The sequence below is a fragment of the Salipiger abyssi genome (assembly GCF_017311415.1).
In the GTDB taxonomy this organism is placed as follows: Bacteria; Pseudomonadota; Alphaproteobacteria; order Rhodobacterales; family Rhodobacteraceae; genus Salipiger; species Salipiger abyssi_A.
The window spans coordinates 1-18013 of record NZ_JAEKIS010000025.1; the positions used below are offsets into that span (position 1 = coordinate 1).

The window sequence follows — 18013 nt, forward strand, 5'->3', positions numbered from 1 at the left end:
AGGGCCCGCGGCATTGAAGGTCGCAACCAGAGGCCGGATACACGAAGGAACTCGACCGCAATGCTGTTGCCAAAGTCAAAAAATCGCTTGCAGCCCCGGGGGCGTCCATACACGGGACAACGCATGCTGCTCTACCCGGCGATCGCGCTCGCCATGGCGGTGCTTTCAGCGGCAGGGCTCAACCCGCTGGTCGCCGCCTCGCTCATCGGCGGCGCCTTCGGAGCCATCCCGCCCGAGCTGACCGAGCCTTATTTTCTTGCCTTCTCGCTGGCGGCCGGCTGGGGCGTCGCCTACGGCATCTCACCCTTCACAACAGGCACGGTGGTGCTGGCCTCGATGCTGGGCGCCAGTCCGAACGCGTTGGCGTGGCGGTGCAACGGCGCCTTCTCACTCGCGGCTCTGGCCTTTGTGCTCGCCATAATTCTGACCGCCGTCACCCTGACGGCCGCACCTATTCCCCCCGGAGGAGATCAATGACCGATCCGACATCCAGCCCCGCTCCGATGCTCTTCGAGCCGCTGACATTGCGCGGCGTCACCGCCCGAAACCGCATCGTGGTGTCGCCCATGTGCCAGTATGTCTCGGTGGATGGCGGCCCGTCGGATTGGCATCTGGTGCATTTGGGCAAGTTCGCCATGGGCGGTGCGGGCATCGTCTTTGGCGAGGAGACCTCGGTCGAGCGGCGCGGGCGCAAGACCTATGGTTGCGCCGGTATCTACGAGCCGCATCACGTTCCCGCCTACCGGCGGATCAACGAATTTCTGCTGAGCCAGGGCGCGCTGCCGGCAATCCAGCTGGGCCATTCCGGCCGCAAGGCGTCGTGCCAGCCGCCCTGGACCGGCTTCCGCCCGCTGAACGAGGAGGACGCGGCGCGTGGCCAGCCCGGCTGGCAGGGCCTCGCGCCCAGTCCGATCCCGACCTCGGAAGCGGCAATTGTCCCGCATGAGATGGACCGTGACGATATCCAAGCCATGTTGGAGGCATGGCGCGAGGCCACGCTGCGCAGCGCCGAGGCGGGCTTTGAGGTCTGCGAGGTGCACGGCGCTCACGGCTACCTGATCCAGCAGTTCCTGTCGCCGATCACCAACAAGCGGACCGACGGCTATGGCGGCGACCGCGCGGGCCGAATGCGCCTGGCGCTGGAGATCACCGAGACGGTGCGCGCCGCATGGCCCGATGACAAGCCGCTGTTCTTCCGTGTCTCGGCGGTCGACGGCAAGGGCGGACACTGGGATATCGAGGATACCGTCGCGCTGTCGAAAGAGCTGAAGGCGCGCGGCGTCGACGTGGTCGATTGCTCCTCGGGGGGGATCAACGGGCCGCTCAATATGGCCATCGTCAAGCGCGTGCCGGGGTATCAGGTGCCTTTTGCCGAGACGGTGAAGAAGGAGGCCGGGATCATGACGCAGGCAGTTGGGCTCATCACTGAAGCGGCACAGGCCGAGGCGATCCTTCAGGAGGGCAAGGCCGACCTGATCGCGCTGGCGCGGGAGCTGCTTCTCGATCCCAACTGGCCGGTGAAGGCGGCGCGCGATCTCGGACTCGACGGGCTCTCGCTGCTGCCCGACAGCTACTCGTGGTGGCTTGCGCGGCGCGAACAGATCCGCGCCATGTCGATCAATCGGGCCGCCGAATAGGCGGCCAATGCCCAGACGGCCCGCCGCGCTCAGATCGTCAGCGTGCCCCGCGCGACGATCACCGCCTCGCCTCCGACCGTGGCGCTGGCGACCGCGCCGCCGGACATCTCGATATCGAGATGCAGTCGGCTCGGCCGCCCCATCTCATAGCCCTGCTGGACCACCACATGATGCGCCCCGTCCGGCAGCGTATCGAGCCGCGCCACGGCGCCGGTGAAAGCGGCGCTGGCCGAGCCGGTCGCGGGGTCTTCGCGAATTCCCTGGTTGGGGGCAAAGACGCGGGCGCGGAAGTCGTCCGTCTCGGTGTCTGTCAAGGCGGTGTAGACGAAGGCCGCCGCGTGGCTGCCGTCGCCGAATGCGGCTACCCAGAGATCCTCGCGCGCCTGCACCCGGGCAAGCGTTTCGAGATCCTTGACCGGCACCGATGTGAAGGGCGTGCCCGCGCTCATCTCGAGCGGTACATGCGTGCCGAAGCCGATGTCGCCCTCGGGCAGCGACAGCGCCGCCGCGAGCGCCGCGCGGCTGCCATGGGCCGGCTCGGTCTCGGGCAGGCGCGGCAGGCCGAAGGACGCGTAGGCCACGCGCGGCGCCGTGGCCTCGGCAAGGCAGGGCAGCGTCCCGACCACCTCGTCGAGCGCGAAACGGCTCCGCTCGCCCACCGCCAGCCCGTCGAGATGCGCGATCAGCGAGGCCGCGCCCACCGTCGGGTGACCGGCGAAGGGCAGTTCAAGTGTCCTGGTGAAGATGCGCACGCTCGCGCGGCTCCCCGCCTGCTCGGGCGGCGTCAGGAAGATGCTTTCGGACAGGTTGAATTCGGCGGCGATGCGCTGCATCGTCTCGGTGTCCAGGTGGCCGGCATCGACCACCGCGGCCAGCGGGTTTCCTTCGAGCGCGGTGCCCGAGAAGACGTCCAGAACGTAATATTGCAGGTCCATCGGGGGCTCCTCAGCTCAGGGCGGCAAGGGAGGCTTCGATCCGGTCGCAGGCGCTGTCGAGCACCGCCTGCTCGGTCGCGAAGGAAATCCGGAAATGCGGCGAACAGGCGAAGGCCGCGCCGTGCACCGTCGCGACGCCGCCGCTCAGCAGGTACGACACCACGTCCCAGTCGCTGGTCAGCACCGTGCCCTCGGGCCTCTTGCGGCCCAGCAGGCCGCTGCAATCGGGGAACACGTAGAAGGCCCCTGCCGGGGTGGCGCAGCTCAACCCGTCCATCGCGTTCAGCCGCGCGACCAGCCGGTCGCGGCGCTTCTGGTAGCTGGCCAGAACCGGGGCAAGGAAATCCATCGGCCCGGTCAGCGCCGCGAGTGCGGCCGCTTGCCCCAGCGTGCTGGGATTGCCGGTGCTCTGGGATTGCAGCTTGGTCATCTGCGCGATCAGCGGCGCGGGCCCGCCACAGTAGCCAAGCCGCCAGCCGGTCGCCGCGAAGGCCTTGGAAATGCCGTTGACGCTGAGCGTGCGCGCCTTCAGCGCCGGGCAGACCGCCGCGAGCACATCGTAAGGGGCGCCGTCGTAGCGGATGTGTTCGTAGATGTCGTCGGACAGGATCCAGACCTGCGGGTGGCGCTCGAGCACCTCGCCCAGCGCGGCAAGTCGCGCCCGGCTGTAGATCGCCCCTGAGGGGTTCGACGGCGCGTTCAGCACCAGCCAGCGCGTGCGCGGGGTGATCGCCGTCTCCAGCCGGTCCGGCGTCAGCAGGAAGCCCTCGGCGGCGCCGGTCTCGACGATGACCGGTTCGGCCCCGGCCAGCCGCGCGACATCGGGATAGGTGACCCAGCAGGGGCTGGGCACGATGACCTCGTCACCGGGGTCGAGTGTGGCGAGGAAGGCGTTGAAGATCACCTGCTTGGCGCCGCTCGAGGCCATCACCTCGGAGGTCGCGTAGTCGAGCCCGTTCTCACGCCGGAATTTGTCCACGATTGCGGATTTGAGCGCGTCGATGCCCCCAGTGGCGGTGTAGTTGGAATCGTTCCGCGCGACCGCCTCTTGCACCGCCTGGCGAACATGCAGCGGGATCTCGAAATCCGGCTCGCCGGTGGTGAGGCTCAGGATGTCTTTGCCCTCGGCGCGCAGCTCGCGGGCACGCTGTGCGGCTGCCGACGTGGCCGAGGGCTTGATGGCTTGGATGCTTTGCGATGGGCGGAAGTCCGGGGAGGTGCTCAAGGCTCTGATCCTTATGGGCTTGGACGGGTCGGTGATCCGTGGAAAAGGCAGCGCCGCCGTCCGGGCAACGGGCGGCGGGTCTTATTGTCAGCGGCGCTGCGCATCGCGGACAAGTGCGGCGAAGCGGTAAAAGCCATGGGCCATCTTCGAGTAAGGCGTCAGCAGGAAGAAGGCGAGCACGGCTCCGAGGTGCAGCGCGAGCAGCGCGCCGAGAGCCGTCGTGCCACCGCCCGCGTAGAGGGCCAGCCCCGAGGCGCTGACGATGAAGAGCAGCAGGATGAAGCCGAACTCGCCCCTCCGCACGGGCGGAAATTGCAGATCCGGGCGCGAGCGCAGCTTCAGCCGCATCATCCCCAGCGTGCCGATACACAGCAGGATGCCGCCGCTCAGCCCCAGCAGCTTGGGCAGCGAGAACAGCGCGTAGGGCGCCGGCATGTCGAAGACGTAATGCAGGATCGTGCCGGCGGTTGTGGCGGCGAAGCACAGCAGGAAGCCGTACATCACCAGCTGGTGCATCACTCGCCGCCCCTGCGAGAACCGGTCGCCGTCCTCGAAATTGCAGCCCTTGCCGTGCCCGCCCGCAAGGTTGCGCATCTGGGCCGCCGAGGCAAAGGCGGCCCGCAGGTGCCCAAGGCGGATGCGCTCGCCGCCGACCCGTGACCAGTAGCGCTTCAGGCCGACGCCGAGCGCGACCAGCGGGAACACGAAGGCCGGCAGGAAGATCGCCACCATCGCGCCGTGCGAGAGCATCGCATAGAACCCCTCTCCGCCGCCGGGCAGAGCCCGCAGCAGGGCGAAAAGCGCCGCCATCGCAACCACCGCCGCCATCGCGATCAGCGTCCCGTTGCGGTGGAAGCTGCGCCCGAGGGCCGCCGGGAACGCGGTCTCTTCCCAGCTTTCCTGCCGCACCTCCGCGAGGATTCCCGGCAGGTTCAGATCGAATTCGTGCGGGGCGGTATACTGGCAGGCATCGAAGCAGTTCTGGCAGTTGTGGCACAGGTTTGCGAGCTGCACGATATCGCCGTCCGCCATCACCCGCTGCGCGTGAAGCGCCGGAAAGACCGAGCAGTAGCCCTCGCAGTAGCGGCAGGCGTTGCAGATCTGTGCCTGGCGGCGCGCCTCTTCGATTGCGGTGTCATCCAACATGGTTTGCGGCCTCCCGGCCCGCGATGCGTCCGAAGACCGTTCCGATGGCCATGCCGAAGCCCGCCAGGTAGCCCTGCCCGAGGATCGAACCGGCCATCGTCTCGCCCGCGGCCCAGAGGTTGCTGATCGGGCCGGCGGCGTCGCTGCATTGCGCGCGCTCGTCGACCCGAAGCCCGAGATAGGTGAAGGTTACCCCGGTTCGCAGGCTGTAGCCGTAATAGGGCGGCGTATCTATCGGTCGCGCCCAGTTCGATTTGGGCGGTGTGAGCCCGTTGGTGGCGACGCCGTCCAGCTCGGTCGGCTGGAAGCCCACCGTGTCGCCGCAGGCGGCGTTGAACGCCGCGACGGTGGTTTGCAGCTTGCCCGCAGGCAGCCCCATCTTCCGGGCAAGCTCGGCAAGCGATCCGGCCTCGATGGGCGGGTAGACCGAGGGCATGAACAGCGGCAGCGACTTGCTGTCGATGATGACATAGCCCACCTGGTCGGGCTGCGCTGCGACTAGCCGGCCCCAGATCGCGTAGCGTTTGGGCCAGACGTCCTCGCCCTCGTCGTGGAAACGGTCGCCGTCGCGGTTCACCACGATCGAGAAGGGCACGCAGTCGAGCCGCGTGACGATGCCGCCGTCGTATTTCGGCGCCCGCCCGTCGATGGCGACCGCGTGGCATTGCGTCGGATCGCCCACCGTGTCCGCGCCCTGGTCGATCAGGTCGCGCAGCACGGTGCCCCGGTTGTATGGCGTGCCCCGGATCAGGAAGTTGCGCGCGGGCGGGCCCCAGGCCTCGGCCAGCCAGTCGATATCCGCCTGGAACCCACCGGAGGCGACGACCACGGCCTTGGGCGCGAGATTGTGCTGCTGACCGCCGTGGATGTACTCGACCCGGTTCACGCGGCCGTCCGCGACCGCGAGATGGGTCACCGGCGCGTCGTAGAGAACATCCACGCCAAGCGCCTCGGCGGTGCGGTAATAGGCATTCACCAGCGCCTTGCCGCCGCCCATGAAAAACGCGTTGGTCCGCGCGAGCGACAGGGTTCCCGACAGCGACGGCTGAAAATGCACGCCGTGGTCCTGCATCCATGGCAGGCAGGCTTCCGTCTCGCGAATGACCATCCGGGCCAGCGCCTCGTCGGTCCTGCCCCCGGTCACCTTGATGAGATCGTCGAAATACTCATCCTCGCCGTAGCGGTCGATAAGTACGGAAAGCGGCCCCTCGTGCATGCATCGGAAGTTCCGGGTGTGGCGCGAATTGCCGCCGCGATAGGGCTCCGGCGCGGCTTCGAGGATCAGCACCTTTGCGCCCGTCTCTGCGGCGGTCATCGCCGCGCAAAGCGCCGCGTTGCCACCGCCTACAACCACGACATCGTACCTGTCCTGTTTCTCCGGCATCCTGAAGCTCCTGTTGCGTCGAGCAAGCTAGCGCCGCGCATTTCCTTTGATAAATGCAAATATCTCCATCATTATTTCAGTATGCGCATAAATTTCGATTTCGACGCCCTGGAAGCGTTTCTCGTGCTCTTCGAAACCGGTTCTTTCGGCGCCACGGCGCAGCATCTGGCGCTATCGCAATCGGCGCTGACGCGGCGCATCCGCAAGCTGGAAGAGGCGCTCGGGGTGACGCTGTTCGAACGTACGACGCGCTCGGTCCGCCCGACGCTGGCGGCCAAGCGGCTGCGGGCGCGGGCGCAGGCGATGCTGGACGAGGCGCGCGAGACGCTCAGCGAGATGCAGGACGAAACCGCACGCTTTGCCGCACAGAACAGCGCAATCGTCACGGTCGCCGCAGTGCCGAGCGCGATCCCGCGGGTGTTGATCCCCGCCGTTGGCCTGTTCGGTGCCGGACCTGGCGGCGCGCGGGTGCGTATCCTGGACATGCTGGCCAACGAGGTGGCGGACGCGGTCTCGGACGGCGAAGCCGATTTCGGCATCTCTTCGCTGCCCGCGCTGGACGGCCAGATCGATTTCGCCCCTCTGTTCGAGGACCGCGTGGTGTTGATCATGCCCCGCGACCACCCTCTCGCCGGATCCGGGCCGCTGACATGGCGCGCCCTCTCGGGCCAGCGACTGATCCTGCCGATCCAGGGCAGCGGCAATCGCGCGTTGATCGACCGGGCGATGGCGCGCAGCGGGCTGACCCTCTATTGGAGCTACGAGGTTCCGCGGACTTCGACCGCGCTGGAACTCGTGCGTGCCGGGCTCGCGGTTGCGCCGCTGCCGCTTTCCGCGATCCCCGTGTCGGACGAGATCCGTCTGTCGATTTGCGAACTCGGCGATCCGCCGGTGTCGCGTCAGATCGGGCTGATCTCCCGGCGCCACACGCCGCTGTCGGCCACAGCGGCCAAGCTGCGCGACATTATGGTCTCGCAGGTTACCGGCGCGGCAGGCGCGTCCGTTAAGGCGGGCTGACTTCGGATCTCGCGGTCAGAGAGAATGGCCTAGGGGATCGCGCGGGTCTCGGCTAGGCTGTGGGTCTAGGGATGCCGTTCGGAGGAGGCCGGGATGCTGCGCGCCGTTTTCTTACTCATGGTTTCAATCTGGGCGAGCGGGCCTCTCGCCGCCCAGGAGGTGCCGGCGCTTTACGACGTGACCGGGGTGGCGACGGACGACCAGCTCAACGTTCGCGCCGCGCCCGAAGCGTCCGCCCCAGTGATCGGGGCGCTGTCGCACAGTCAGACCCATGTAGAGGTCACCGCGGTCAACGAGGCCGGAACATGGGGCCGGGTGGTTCTGGGCGAGCAGACGGGCTGGGCCTCGCTTGCCTACCTCACGGTTCAGCCGGAGAGTGCCATGCCCGATGCCGGCGAGGTGACCTGTTTCGGCACCGAGCCGTTCTGGAGCTATCACGTCGATGCGGGCGACACCGCGACCTGGTCAGCCATCGACGATGAGGCGCTGACCCTCAAGTCCGGACCGTTCCGCCGGGCGGATGCCCGGTTTGAGCCGTTTATTTCGGCGGCCGGCGCGCCGGGGCAGCAGGCGGTTCTGGTGATGCAGAAAGATCCGCAATGCTCCGATGGCATGTCGGATGCGCTTTACGGGCTCTCGGCGGTGCTGGTGCTGAGCGGTCGGCTGGAGCGGGCGGTGTCGGGATGCTGTTCGCTGGCGCCGCGATAGCGCGGGCTTACTCGGCGATGAAGCGGCGCAGCACGCGCGCTTCCTGCTCCTTCATCAGCGTCTCGGCGACCTCCATGTGGGCGCGCATCACAGCGCGGGCGCGCGAGGCGTCGCCCTTGCGCAGCGCATCCACCAGCTCGATCTGATAGCTGCGCCCCTTCTGCCAGAGCGGGCGGTTATGCGGTTCATAGAGCCGGCGCCACACGGTCAGCTCGGTCAGGATCTGCGCCATGAATTCCACCACGAAAGCAAGCAGCGGGTTGTCGGCGTAAGAGGCCAGAAGCGCGTGGAATTTCAGCGAAGAGACATGCTGCGCGCGCTCTTCCTCGGTGTCGCGGGCGGGCAGGGGGTATTCCGAGATCACCGCCTCCAGCGCGGCGAGCTGCCCGGCGTCGAGCCGCCCGGCAAGCTCGGCGGCGACCTCCGGTTCGAGCAGCTTGCGCATCTGGTAGATGTCGGAGATCGACAGGTCGCGGAAGTAGAAGTAATTCGCCAGCAGCGCGCGCGCCCGCTCGCCGGTGACCTCGCCGACAAAGCTGCCGCCGCCGGGGCCGGTGCGGGTCTCGACCAGGCCCTGGGCCTCGAGAATGCGCATCGCCTCGCGCACGGTGCCCTTGGAGCGGCCGTAGCGCGCCATCAGCTCTGCCTCGCCGGGTAGCCTGTCGCCGGCGCGCAGCTCGTGCTCTACGACCCATTCCTTGATCGTGTCGGCCAGCTGCACCGGGCGCGACCGGCGCGGGGCGGGTTTTTCGGGGCGTTTGCTCACGCGGCCTCTCCTGTCTTCGGCGCGTCGGGGGCCGTCATAGCGCGGAGCGGCGGGTCGATGCCAGCCCGTCGTGAGCGCTGACACAGAAAGAGCCGGGGGCCAAAACGAACTCCGCCGCGCAGGGCGCGGCGGAGAGATGCGTTGCAGTGCCCATGGGGCATCATGTCAGTCGGCGGTGAGAAGCGGCGGCTTCTTCGACGACAGGCGCAGCTTGTCGGGGCCTTCGATCGACAGCGACAGCTTGCCGTCCTTGACCCCCACCTTGACCACGCCGCCCTTGGCGAGCTTGCCGAAGAGCAGCTCCTCGGCGAGCGGCTTTTTCAGGTTCTCCTGGATCACGCGGCCCAGCGGACGCGCGCCCATCTTGTCGTCGTAGCCCTTTTCGCCGAGCCATTCGGCGGCCGGCTTGGTCAGCTCGATGGTCACGTTGCGATCCATGAGCTGCGCTTCGAGTTGCAGCACGAACTTCTCGACGACCGAGAGGATGACCGATTTCGGCAGCGGCTGGAAGCTGATCACCGCGTCAAGGCGGTTGCGGAATTCCGGCGTGAAGGTGCGCTCGATGGCGGCGGTGTCCTCGCCCTCGCGGCGGTCGCGACCGAAGCCGATGGCCGCCTTGGCCTGCTCGGTGGCGCCGGCGTTCGAGGTCATGATCAGGATCACGTTGCGGAAATCCACCGTGCGCCCGTTATGGTCGGTCAGCGTGCCGTGGTCCATCACCTGGAGCAGGATGTTGTAGACATCCGGGTGCGCCTTTTCGATCTCGTCGAGCAGCAGCACACAATGCGGATGCTGGTCTACGCCATCGGTGAGCTGGCCGCCCTGATCGAAGCCGACATAGCCCGGAGGCGCGCCGATCAGACGCGAGACCGCGTGTTTCTCCATGTATTCCGACATGTCGAAGCGCAGCAGTTCCACCCCCAGCGTGCTGGCGAGCTGCTTGGCCACCTCGGTCTTGCCGACGCCGGTCGGGCCGGCGAAGAGGTAGTTGCCGATGGGCTTTTCGGGCTCGCGCAGACCGGCCCGGGCCAGCTTGATCGCCGCCGACAGCGCCTCGATGGCCGGATCCTGACCGAAGACCACGCGTTTGAGCGTGTTTTCGAGATCGCGCAGCACCTCGGCATCGTCCTTGGAGACGTTTTTCGGGGGAATGCGGGCGATCTTCGCCACGACATTCTCGATCTCCTTGGCGCCGATGGTCTTGCGCCGCTTGCTCTCGGCCACGAGATGCTGCGCCGCGCCGGCCTCGTCGATCACGTCGATCGCCTTGTCGGGCAGCTTGCGGTCATTGATGTAGCGCGCCGACAGCTCGACCGCCGACTTGATCGCATCCGCAGTGTATTTGACGCTGTGATGCTCCTCGAAATAGGGCTTGAGGCCCTTGAGGATCTTCACCGTGTCATCGACCGAGGGCTCGTTCACGTCGATCTTCTGGAACCGGCGGCTGAGCGCGCGGTCCTTCTCGAAATGCTGGCGGAACTCCTTGTAGGTGGTGGAGCCCATGGTGCGCAGTTTGCCGCCCTGAAGCGCGGGCTTCAGCAGGTTGGAGGCATCCATCGCGCCGCCGGAAGTGGCGCCGGCGCCGATCACCGTGTGGATCTCGTCGATGAAAAGCACCGCGTCGGGATGTTCCTCGAGCTCGGTTACCACGGCCTTCAGCCGCTCCTCGAAATCGCCGCGATAGCGGGTGCCGGCAAGCAGCGCGCCCATGTCGAGCGAATAGATCGTGGTGTTCGACAGCACCTCGGGCGTGTCGCCATTGACGATCTTGCGCGCCAGCCCCTCGGCGATGGCGGTCTTGCCCACGCCGGGATCGCCCACCAGAAGCGGGTTGTTCTTGCGGCGGCGGCAAAGCACCTGAATCGCGCGCTCGACCTCGTGCTCGCGGCCGATCAGCGGATCGACATCGCCCTTGCGCGACTTGGCGTTGAGATCGACGCAGTATTTGCCGAGCGCCGATTCCTTGTTGTCGGCGGGCGCCTCGGCCTGCTGGGTCTTGGCCTCTTCCTCGGCCTCCTGCGCGCCCTGAACGGGGCGCGCCTCGCCATAGGCGGGGTTCTTGGCGACGCCATGGGCGATGAAATTCACCGCGTCATAGCGGGTCATGTCCTGCTCTTGCAGGAAGTAGGCTGCGTTCGATTCGCGTTCGGCAAAGATCGCGACCAGCACGTTGGCGCCAGTCACCTCGGTGCGGCCCGAGGACTGCACATGGATGGCGGCGCGCTGGATGACGCGCTGGAAGGCGGCGGTCGGCACCGCCTCCGATCCTTCGATGTCGGTCACGAGGTTCGAGAGATCCTCGTCGATGAATTCCACCAGCGTTGTGCGCAGCTCCTCGGTATCCACGGAGCAGGCTTTCATCACGCGGGCGGCATCGGGCTCGTCGATGAGGGCGAGCAGCAGGTGTTCGAGGGTTGCGAATTCGTGACTGCGCGAGTTCGCAAGAGCCAAGGCTGCGTGGATGGCCTGTTCCAGGGTGTTCGAGAAAGACGGCACGGCGGCGCTCCTCTTGTCTGTGGTCGGGCGGGTATGCCCAACTTTGCCTCTTACGGTTAAAGTTTGGTCGATACCGACCGCGCTTCAAGAAATTTCTGAGCCTTGGGCGCTCACATTTGCGGTGAAGAGTGCAACGTGGCGTGAAAAGCGGCGGCTCAGAACCTGTCCTTACGGCCCCGGATCTCGGCAAAGACCTGGGCCTGAGACGCGTCCGGCATGCCCAGAAGATCGCGGATTTCCGGGGAGTCGGGGCGCAGGAAAGGGTTGGTGGCCAGTTCCTCGGACAGCATGCAGGCGGCGGTGGGATGCCCCTCTGTCCGGGCTTTGGCAATGGCGTCTGCTCTCAATTTAAGCGCTTCGTTGCCCGGTTCAATGGTCATCGCGAAGCGGGCGTTCGCGGCGGTGTATTCGTGACCGGAATACACCATGGTCTCGGGCGGCAGTGCGGCGAGGCGCGACAGGCTCTCCCACATCATCTCGGGCGTGCCCTCGAAGACGCGTCCGCATCCCAGGGCCATCAGGCTGTCGGCGGTGAAGACCGCGCTTGCCTCGGGGAAATAGAACGCGACATGGCCCAGCGTGTGACCGGGCACGTCGAGAACCTCGACCGATGTGCCCGCGAGCGTCAGGGAATCGCCGCCCGCGACGGCGGTGTCGAGCGCCGGCATCTTGGACTCCTCGGCCTTGGGGCCGATTACGGTGCAGCCGTATTTTTCGCGCAGCTCGGCGACGCCGCCCACATGGTCGTGGTGATGATGGGTGATGAGCAGCGTCTCCAGCCCCCAGCCGCGCGCCTCCAGCGCCTCGATGATGGGGCCGGCCTCGGGCGCGTCAATCAGGCAGACGCCCGAGGGCGCCTTCACCAGATAGGCGTAATTGTCGCTGAGACAGGGAACGGTGACGATCTCCATGGTCTTTCCTTATAGGCTTTGCCAGACTGGCCCCAGCTTGGCGGATCGGGAGAGGCCCCGCAATGCACCTTGATGTGCAGACCCTGCGAGATTTCTACTATCGCAGCGCGCTGGGGCGCGCGGCGCAGCGGGTGGTGCGCGATCAGGTGCAGGCCTACTGGCCGCATGCCAAGGGCCAGACCGTAGCAGGCTACGGCTTTGCGGTGCCGCTGCTGCGGCCCTATCTGCCGGATGCGCGCCGGGTCGTGGGGCTGATGCCGGCGCCGCAGGGCGTGCTGTCCTGGCCCGCCGGGCAGCCGAATGTCTCGGTGCTTTGCGAGGAGACGCTCTGGCCGCTGGAGACCGGCCATGTCGACCGGCTGGTTCTGATGCACGGGCTCGAGACATCAGAGCGGCCGTCCGAGCTGCTCGAGGAATGTTACCGGGTGCTGGGGCCCGGGGGCGAGATGCTGATCGTGGTTCCGAACCGCTCCGGGCTCTGGGCGCGCTCCGACGCCACGCCCTTCGGCTACGGGCGGCCCTATTCGCTGAGCCAGCTCGACGCGCAGCTCAAGATTCACGATTTCGTCCGGCAGGCGCATGTCTCGGTGCTCTATCAGCCACCGTCGAGCCGGCGGTTCTGGATGCGCACCGGCCCCGCCTGGGAGCGGGTCGGCCGGGCGATCCCGGCGGTGGTGGCCGGCGGCGTTCTGATCGTGCGGGTCGCCAAGCGCTACCCGCCGCAGCGCAAGGGGCTGGGCGACAAGGTACGCGTGCCGAACCCGCTCGACGTGCTCACCCCCTCGCCCAAGAAAGAGCCCAAGGCGGTTTGACCGGGCGCATCCGGGCCTCTGCTCAGAATCGCATCACCCCGACGTGACTCGCCGCGACTTGACGCCGTAGGTGATTGCGCAAACACTTTGGTTCTCCTGACGCCGGCCGCTCATACTTTAGGCGGTAACAGGTGCCGGGCCCGCTCTGCCGGAGAGCGGCAAAACGGACGTTTGCGCTATCTCTTGTTGCCGCAGTCGGCAGCCTCCAAGTGTCGCGCCTGTTTGCATAAATCCGGGGAAAACCGAATATTTCCAGTGGTATGCCCCTGGCGGTCCGACGGGCCTGGCATACGGGGCTGGAAAAAGGCGGGTTACAGGACGTCTGAAAACACCCTAAGCATGTTGCGAGGGCGTGGAGCCTCTGCTACATCCGCGCTGATTTCGACGCCTTGAGGCAATTCAGGGTTGGGACAACGCCTCCGGACGCCGGGCCTCCCCGTGCGTCGCGGGGGCCTCATATCGGAAGGGTGGACGTGTCAGAACCAGCTTCGATCTCCAGCGGCATCGCGGCACGCTATGCCACGGCGATCTTCGACATCGCCAAAGAGAACAAGAAACTCGAAAAGCTTGAAAACAACGTTAACGATCTGGCGCTGGCGCTCGATGACAGTGCCGATCTTCGCGCCCTCGTCACCTCGCCGATCTATTCCCGCCAGGCCATGCAGGGTGCCATCGTCGCTGTTGCGAAGAAGATGGGTCTCATCCCGGCGCTGAAGAACGCCCTGGGCCTCATGGCACAGAACCGCCGCCTCTTTGTGCTGCCGCAGCTCGTCGTTCAGCTGCGCGAGATGATTGCCGAGGAAAAGGGCGAAGTGACCGCCGAAGTCACCTCCGCCACTGCGCTGAGCGACAAGCAGTCCGCCAAGCTGGCAGAGACGCTCAAAGCCAGCGTCGGCAAGGATGTGAAGATCAAAACGACCGTAGATGAAAGCCTCATCGGCGGTCTCGTAGTCAAGGTGGGCTCGAAGATGATCGACACCTCGATCCGCTCGAAGCTCAATTCCCTCCAGAATGCAATGAAAGAGGTCGGATAAATGGGTATCCAAGCAGCCGAGATTTCTGCGATCCTAAAGGAGCAGATCCAAAACTTCGGTAAGGAGGCCGAAGTCGCCGAGGTGGGCCGCGTGCTCTCTGTCGGTGACGGGATTGCCCGCGTTCACGGCCTCGATTCGGTCAAGGCCGGTGAAATGGTCGAATTCCCGGGCGGCATCATGGGGATGGCGCTCAACCTGGAAAGCGACAATGTCGGCGTCGTGATCTTCGGCTCCGACCGCGACATCAAGGAAGGCGATGTCGTCAAGCGCACCAACTCCATCGTGGACGTGCCCGCCGGCCCCGAGCTGCTCGGCCGCGTTGTCGACGGCCTCGGCAATCCGCTGGATGGTAAAGGCCCGATCAAAGCCACCGAGCGCCGCGTCGCAGACGTGAAAGCGCCGGGCATCATCCCGCGTAAATCGGTGCACGAGCCCATGGCGACCGGCCTCAAGGCCGTCGACGCCATGATCCCGATCGGCCGTGGCCAGCGGGAGCTGATCATCGGCGACCGTCAGACCGGCAAGACCGCGATCGCGCTCGACTCGATCCTGAACCAGAAATCCTACAACGACGCCGCCGGCGACGACGAGAGCAAGAAGCTCTACTGCGTCTATGTCGCCATCGGCCAGAAGCGCTCCACCGTGGCGCAGCTGGTGAAGCGTCTGGAAGCCACCGGCGCCATCGACTACTCGATCGTCGTGGCCGCCACCGCGTCCGACCCGGCCCCCATGCAGTTCCTGGCGCCCTACGCCGCAACCGCAATGGCCGAATATTTCCGCGACAACGGCAAGCACGCGCTCATCATCTACGATGACCTGTCGAAACAGGCCGTGGCCTACCGCCAGATGTCGCTGCTGCTGCGCCGTCCGCCGGGGCGTGAAGCTTACCCGGGCGACGTGTTCTACCTGCACTCGCGCCTGCTGGAACGCTCGGCCAAGCTCAACGAAGATCACGGCGCAGGCTCGCTGACCGCGCTGCCGATCATCGAAACCCAGGGCGGCGACGTGTCGGCGTTTATCCCGACCAACGTGATCTCGATCACCGACGGCCAGATCTTCCTGGAAACCGAACTGTTCTTCCAGGGCATCCGTCCCGCCGTGAACACCGGTCTGTCGGTGTCGCGCGTCGGCTCCTCGGCGCAGACCAAGGCGATGTCCTCGGTGGCCGGCCCGGTGAAACTGTCGCTCGCGCAGTATCGCGAGATGGCGGCCTTCGCCCAGTTCGGCTCCGACCTCGACGCCGCAACCCAGCGTCTGCTGAACCGCGGTGCGCGCCTGACCGAGCTGATGAAGCAGCCGCAGTATTCGCCGCTGACCAACGCGGAAATCGTCTGCATCATCTTCGCCGGCACCAACGGCTACCTCGACAACGTCCCGGTGCGCGAAGTCGGCAAGTTCGAGACGGCGCTGCTCGCCTTCCTGCGCGGCCAGCGCAAGGACATTCTCGACTGGATCGAGAGCGAGGATCCGAAGATCAAGGGTGAACCCGCGGACAAGCTGAAGGCAGCGCTGGACGAATTCGCCAAGACCTACGCCTGAGCGCCCTGAAAGGACAGGATCATGCCTAGCCTCAAGGACCTCAAGAACCGGATCTCCTCGGTCAAATCGACCCGGAAGATCACCAAGGCCATGCAGATGGTGGCCGCCGCGAAACTGCGGCGGGCACAGGATGCTGCCGAACAGTCGCGGCCCTATACCGAGCGCTTCAACGAGGTGCTCGGCTCGCTGGCGGCCTCCGTCGGCGACAGCCCGACCGCGCCGAAACTGCTCTCGGGCACCGGCAAGGACGACGTGCATCTGCTCGTCGTCATGACCTCCGAACGCGGCCTCTGCGGCGGCTTCAACACGAATATCGTGAAGCTCGCCAAGACCCGTATCGCCGAGCTGAAGGCGGCCGGAAAGACGGTGAAGATTCTCACCGTCGGCAAGAAAGGCCGTGAGCAGCTCAAGCGCGAATACGCCGATCTGTTCGTCGGTCACGTCGATCTGTCCGAGGTGAAAAAGCTCGGCTACGCGGATGCGCAGGGCGTCGCCAAGGACATCCTGACCCGTTTCGACGCGGGCGAGTTCGACGTGGCGACGCTGTTCTACAGCGTGTTCCAGTCGGTGATCAGCCAGGTCCCGACCGCGCAGCAGATCATCCCGGCCAGCTACGACGCTCCCGAGGGCGAGGAGGGCGCAACCGCGCTCTACGATTACGAGCCCGACGAAGAGCGTATCCTGGCGGACCTGCTGCCCCGTGGTGTCGCAACCCAGATCTTCTCGGCTCTGCTGGAGAACGCCGCCTCGGAACAGGGCGCGCGGATGAGCGCCATGGACAACGCCACGCGCAATGCGGGCGAGATGATCGACAAGCTGACCATCGAATACAACCGTTCGCGTCAGGCGGTCATCACCAACGAACTGATCGAAATCATCTCGGGCGCCGAGGCGCTCTAAGAACCGGAGACGATAAATGGCAAACGCAAAAGGCAAAGTGACCCAGGTCATCGGCGCCGTGGTCGACGTGAAGTTCGACGACCACCTCCCCGAGATTCTGAACGCTCTGACCACCGAAAACGACGGCAAGAAACTGGTTCTTGAAGTTGCTCAGCACCTTGGTGAAAGCACCGTTCGTACCATCGCGATGGACTCGACCGAAGGTCTGGTGCGCGGTCAGGAAGTGACCGACACCGACGGCCCGATTTCCGTGCCGGTCGGCAACGCCACCCTGGGCCGCATCCTGAACGTCGTGGGCGAGCCCGTGGACGAGCAGGGCCCGGTCGAGGCGCAGGAAACCCGCGCCATCCACCAGCCCGCGCCCGAATTCGACGAGCAGGCCACCGATACCGAGATCCTGGTGACCGGCATCAAGGTGATCGACCTTCTCGCGCCCTACTCCAAAGGCGGCAAGATCGGCCTCTTCGGCGGCGCCGGCGTGGGCAAGACCGTTCTCATCATGGAACTGATCAACAACATCGCAAAGGTGCACTCGGGCTTCTCCGTGTTCGCCGGTGTTGGCGAGCGGACCCGTGAGGGCAACGATCTTTACCACGAGATGATCGAATCCAACGTCATCAAGCCCGACAACCTGTCGGAGAGCCAGGTGGCGCTTGTTTACGGTCAGATGAACGAGCCTCCGGGGGCCCGTGCCCGCGTCGCGCTGACCGGCCTGACGCTTGCCGAGCAGTTCCGTGACCAGTCCGGCACCGACGTTCTGTTCTTCGTCGACAACATCTTCCGCTTCACGCAGGCAGGCTCCGAGGTGTCGGCCCTTCTCGGCCGTATTCCTTCGGCTGTGGGCTACCAGCCGACGCTAGCCACCGACATGGGCGCGATGCAGGAACGCATCACCTCGACCAAGAACGGCTCGATCACCTCGATCCAGGCCGTGTACGTGCCCGCGGATGACCTTACCGACCCGGCGCCGGCCACGACCTTTGCCCACCTCGACGCGACCACGGTTCTCAACCGTGCGATCTCAGAACTCGGCATCTACCCGGCCGTGGACCCGCTGGACTCCAACAGCCGGATCCTCGACCCGCAGGTCGTCGGCGAAGAGCATTATCAGGTGGCCCGCGACGTGCAGGGGATCCTCCAGCGCTACAAGTCGCTTCAGGACATCATCGCGATCCTCGGCATGGACGAACTGTCGGAAGAGGACAAGCTGACCGTGGCCCGCGCCCGGAAGATCCAGCGTTTCCTCTCCCAGCCCTTCGACGTGGCGAAAGTGTTCACCGGCTCCGACGGGGTGCAGGTGCCGCTGGAAGACACGATCAAGTCGTTCAAGGCCGTGGTTGCCGGTGAGTACGATCACCTGCCCGAGGCTGCCTTCTACATGGTCGGCGGCATCGACGAGGTGCTTGCCAAGGCCGAGAAGCTGGCCGCGGAAGCCGCGTAAGCCATTGGGGACGGATCCCGGGCCCTTCCGGGATCCTCTCGCCGCAGACGCAGAGGCCCCGG

At 66.0% G+C, this 18013-nt stretch carries 16 protein-coding genes; 9 read left to right on the forward strand and 7 right to left on the reverse strand.

Annotation, left to right across the window (positions count from 1 at the left end; all coding sequences use genetic code 11):
* Window positions 1–123: 123 nt before the first annotated feature.
* Together I6N89_RS22225 and I6N89_RS22230 are read left to right on the forward strand one after the other, a co-directional pair.
* Window positions 124–477 (forward strand): hypothetical protein, encoded by a 354-nt coding sequence (locus I6N89_RS22225; protein ID WP_207020554.1) that lies wholly within the window; start codon window positions 124–126, stop codon window positions 475–477.
* The gene (locus I6N89_RS22230) at window positions 474–1637 is read left to right on the forward strand and encodes an NADH:flavin oxidoreductase/NADH oxidase (protein WP_207020555.1); all 1164 of its coding nucleotides are present in this window, start codon (window positions 474–476) and stop codon (window positions 1635–1637) included. Before I6N89_RS22225 ends, I6N89_RS22230 begins: the two co-directional genes overlap by 4 nt.
* Window positions 1638–1666: 29 nt before the next feature.
* On the opposite strand, the gene I6N89_RS22235 is transcribed toward I6N89_RS22230, so the two are convergent.
* The 4 genes from I6N89_RS22235 to tcuA all read right to left on the reverse strand — a co-directional run bounded on the left by I6N89_RS22235 (window position 1667) and on the right by tcuA (window position 6327).
* Window positions 1667–2572, reverse strand: a complete 906-nt coding sequence (locus I6N89_RS22235) for a PhzF family phenazine biosynthesis protein (protein ID WP_207020556.1) — start codon at window positions 2570–2572, stop codon at window positions 1667–1669.
* 10 nt (window positions 2573–2582) lie between these two features.
* Entirely contained in the window at window positions 2583–3797 is a 1215-nt protein-coding gene (locus I6N89_RS22240) for an aminotransferase class I/II-fold pyridoxal phosphate-dependent enzyme (RefSeq protein WP_207020557.1), read from the reverse strand.
* 87 nt (window positions 3798–3884) lie between these two features.
* Window positions 3885–4943 (reverse strand): tricarballylate utilization 4Fe-4S protein TcuB, encoded by a 1059-nt coding sequence (tcuB, locus tag I6N89_RS22245; protein ID WP_207020558.1) that lies wholly within the window; start codon window positions 4941–4943, stop codon window positions 3885–3887.
* A complete protein-coding gene (gene tcuA, locus I6N89_RS22250; RefSeq protein ID WP_207020559.1) occupies window positions 4933–6327 on the reverse strand; it encodes an FAD-dependent tricarballylate dehydrogenase TcuA in 1395 nt (464 codons plus the stop codon). Before tcuA ends, tcuB begins: the two co-directional genes overlap by 11 nt.
* 81 nt (window positions 6328–6408) lie before the next feature.
* Here tcuA and I6N89_RS22255 point away from each other — a divergent pair, with 81 nt between their 5' ends.
* On the forward strand, window positions 6409–7344 hold the full coding sequence (locus tag I6N89_RS22255) for a LysR family transcriptional regulator (protein WP_207020560.1): 936 nt from the start codon (window positions 6409–6411) through the stop codon (window positions 7342–7344).
* Between the two features lie 93 nt (window positions 7345–7437).
* Window positions 7438–8052, forward strand: a complete 615-nt coding sequence (locus I6N89_RS22260) for a COG3650 family protein (protein ID WP_207020561.1) — start codon at window positions 7438–7440, stop codon at window positions 8050–8052.
* A gap of 7 nt (window positions 8053–8059) precedes the next feature.
* Here the strand turns inward: I6N89_RS22260 and I6N89_RS22265 are convergent, their stop codons facing one another.
* From I6N89_RS22265 to gloB, 3 genes are all read right to left on the reverse strand, one after another.
* Window positions 8060–8818, reverse strand: coding sequence for a FadR/GntR family transcriptional regulator (locus tag I6N89_RS22265; protein ID WP_328805918.1), 759 nt, complete (start codon window positions 8816–8818; stop codon window positions 8060–8062).
* 165 nt (window positions 8819–8983) lie between these two features.
* Window positions 8984–11314, reverse strand: a complete 2331-nt coding sequence (gene clpA / locus I6N89_RS22270; RefSeq protein WP_076699521.1) for an ATP-dependent Clp protease ATP-binding subunit ClpA — start codon at window positions 11312–11314, stop codon at window positions 8984–8986.
* Between the two features lie 155 nt (window positions 11315–11469).
* On the reverse strand, window positions 11470–12225 hold the full coding sequence (gloB, locus tag I6N89_RS22275) for a hydroxyacylglutathione hydrolase (RefSeq protein WP_207020562.1): 756 nt from the start codon (window positions 12223–12225) through the stop codon (window positions 11470–11472).
* A 62-nt stretch (window positions 12226–12287) separates the two neighbouring features.
* On the opposite strand from gloB, the gene I6N89_RS22280 reads away from it, so the two are divergent.
* The 5 genes from I6N89_RS22280 to atpD all read left to right on the forward strand — a co-directional run bounded on the left by I6N89_RS22280 (window position 12288) and on the right by atpD (window position 17951).
* Entirely contained in the window at window positions 12288–13037 is a 750-nt protein-coding gene (locus I6N89_RS22280; RefSeq protein WP_207020563.1) for a class I SAM-dependent methyltransferase, read from the forward strand.
* A 467-nt stretch (window positions 13038–13504) separates the two neighbouring features.
* Entirely contained in the window at window positions 13505–14071 is a 567-nt protein-coding gene (locus tag I6N89_RS22285) for a F0F1 ATP synthase subunit delta (protein ID WP_207020564.1), read from the forward strand.
* Window positions 14072–15610 (forward strand): F0F1 ATP synthase subunit alpha, encoded by a 1539-nt coding sequence (gene atpA, locus I6N89_RS22290; protein ID WP_207020565.1) that lies wholly within the window; start codon window positions 14072–14074, stop codon window positions 15608–15610.
* Window positions 15611–15631: 21 nt separating this feature from the next.
* The gene (locus tag I6N89_RS22295) at window positions 15632–16510 is read left to right on the forward strand and encodes a F0F1 ATP synthase subunit gamma (protein WP_207020566.1); all 879 of its coding nucleotides are present in this window, start codon (window positions 15632–15634) and stop codon (window positions 16508–16510) included.
* A 16-nt stretch (window positions 16511–16526) separates the two neighbouring features.
* A complete protein-coding gene (gene atpD / locus I6N89_RS22300; protein WP_207020567.1) occupies window positions 16527–17951 on the forward strand; it encodes a F0F1 ATP synthase subunit beta in 1425 nt (474 codons plus the stop codon).
* Window positions 17952–18013 lie beyond the last annotated feature (62 nt).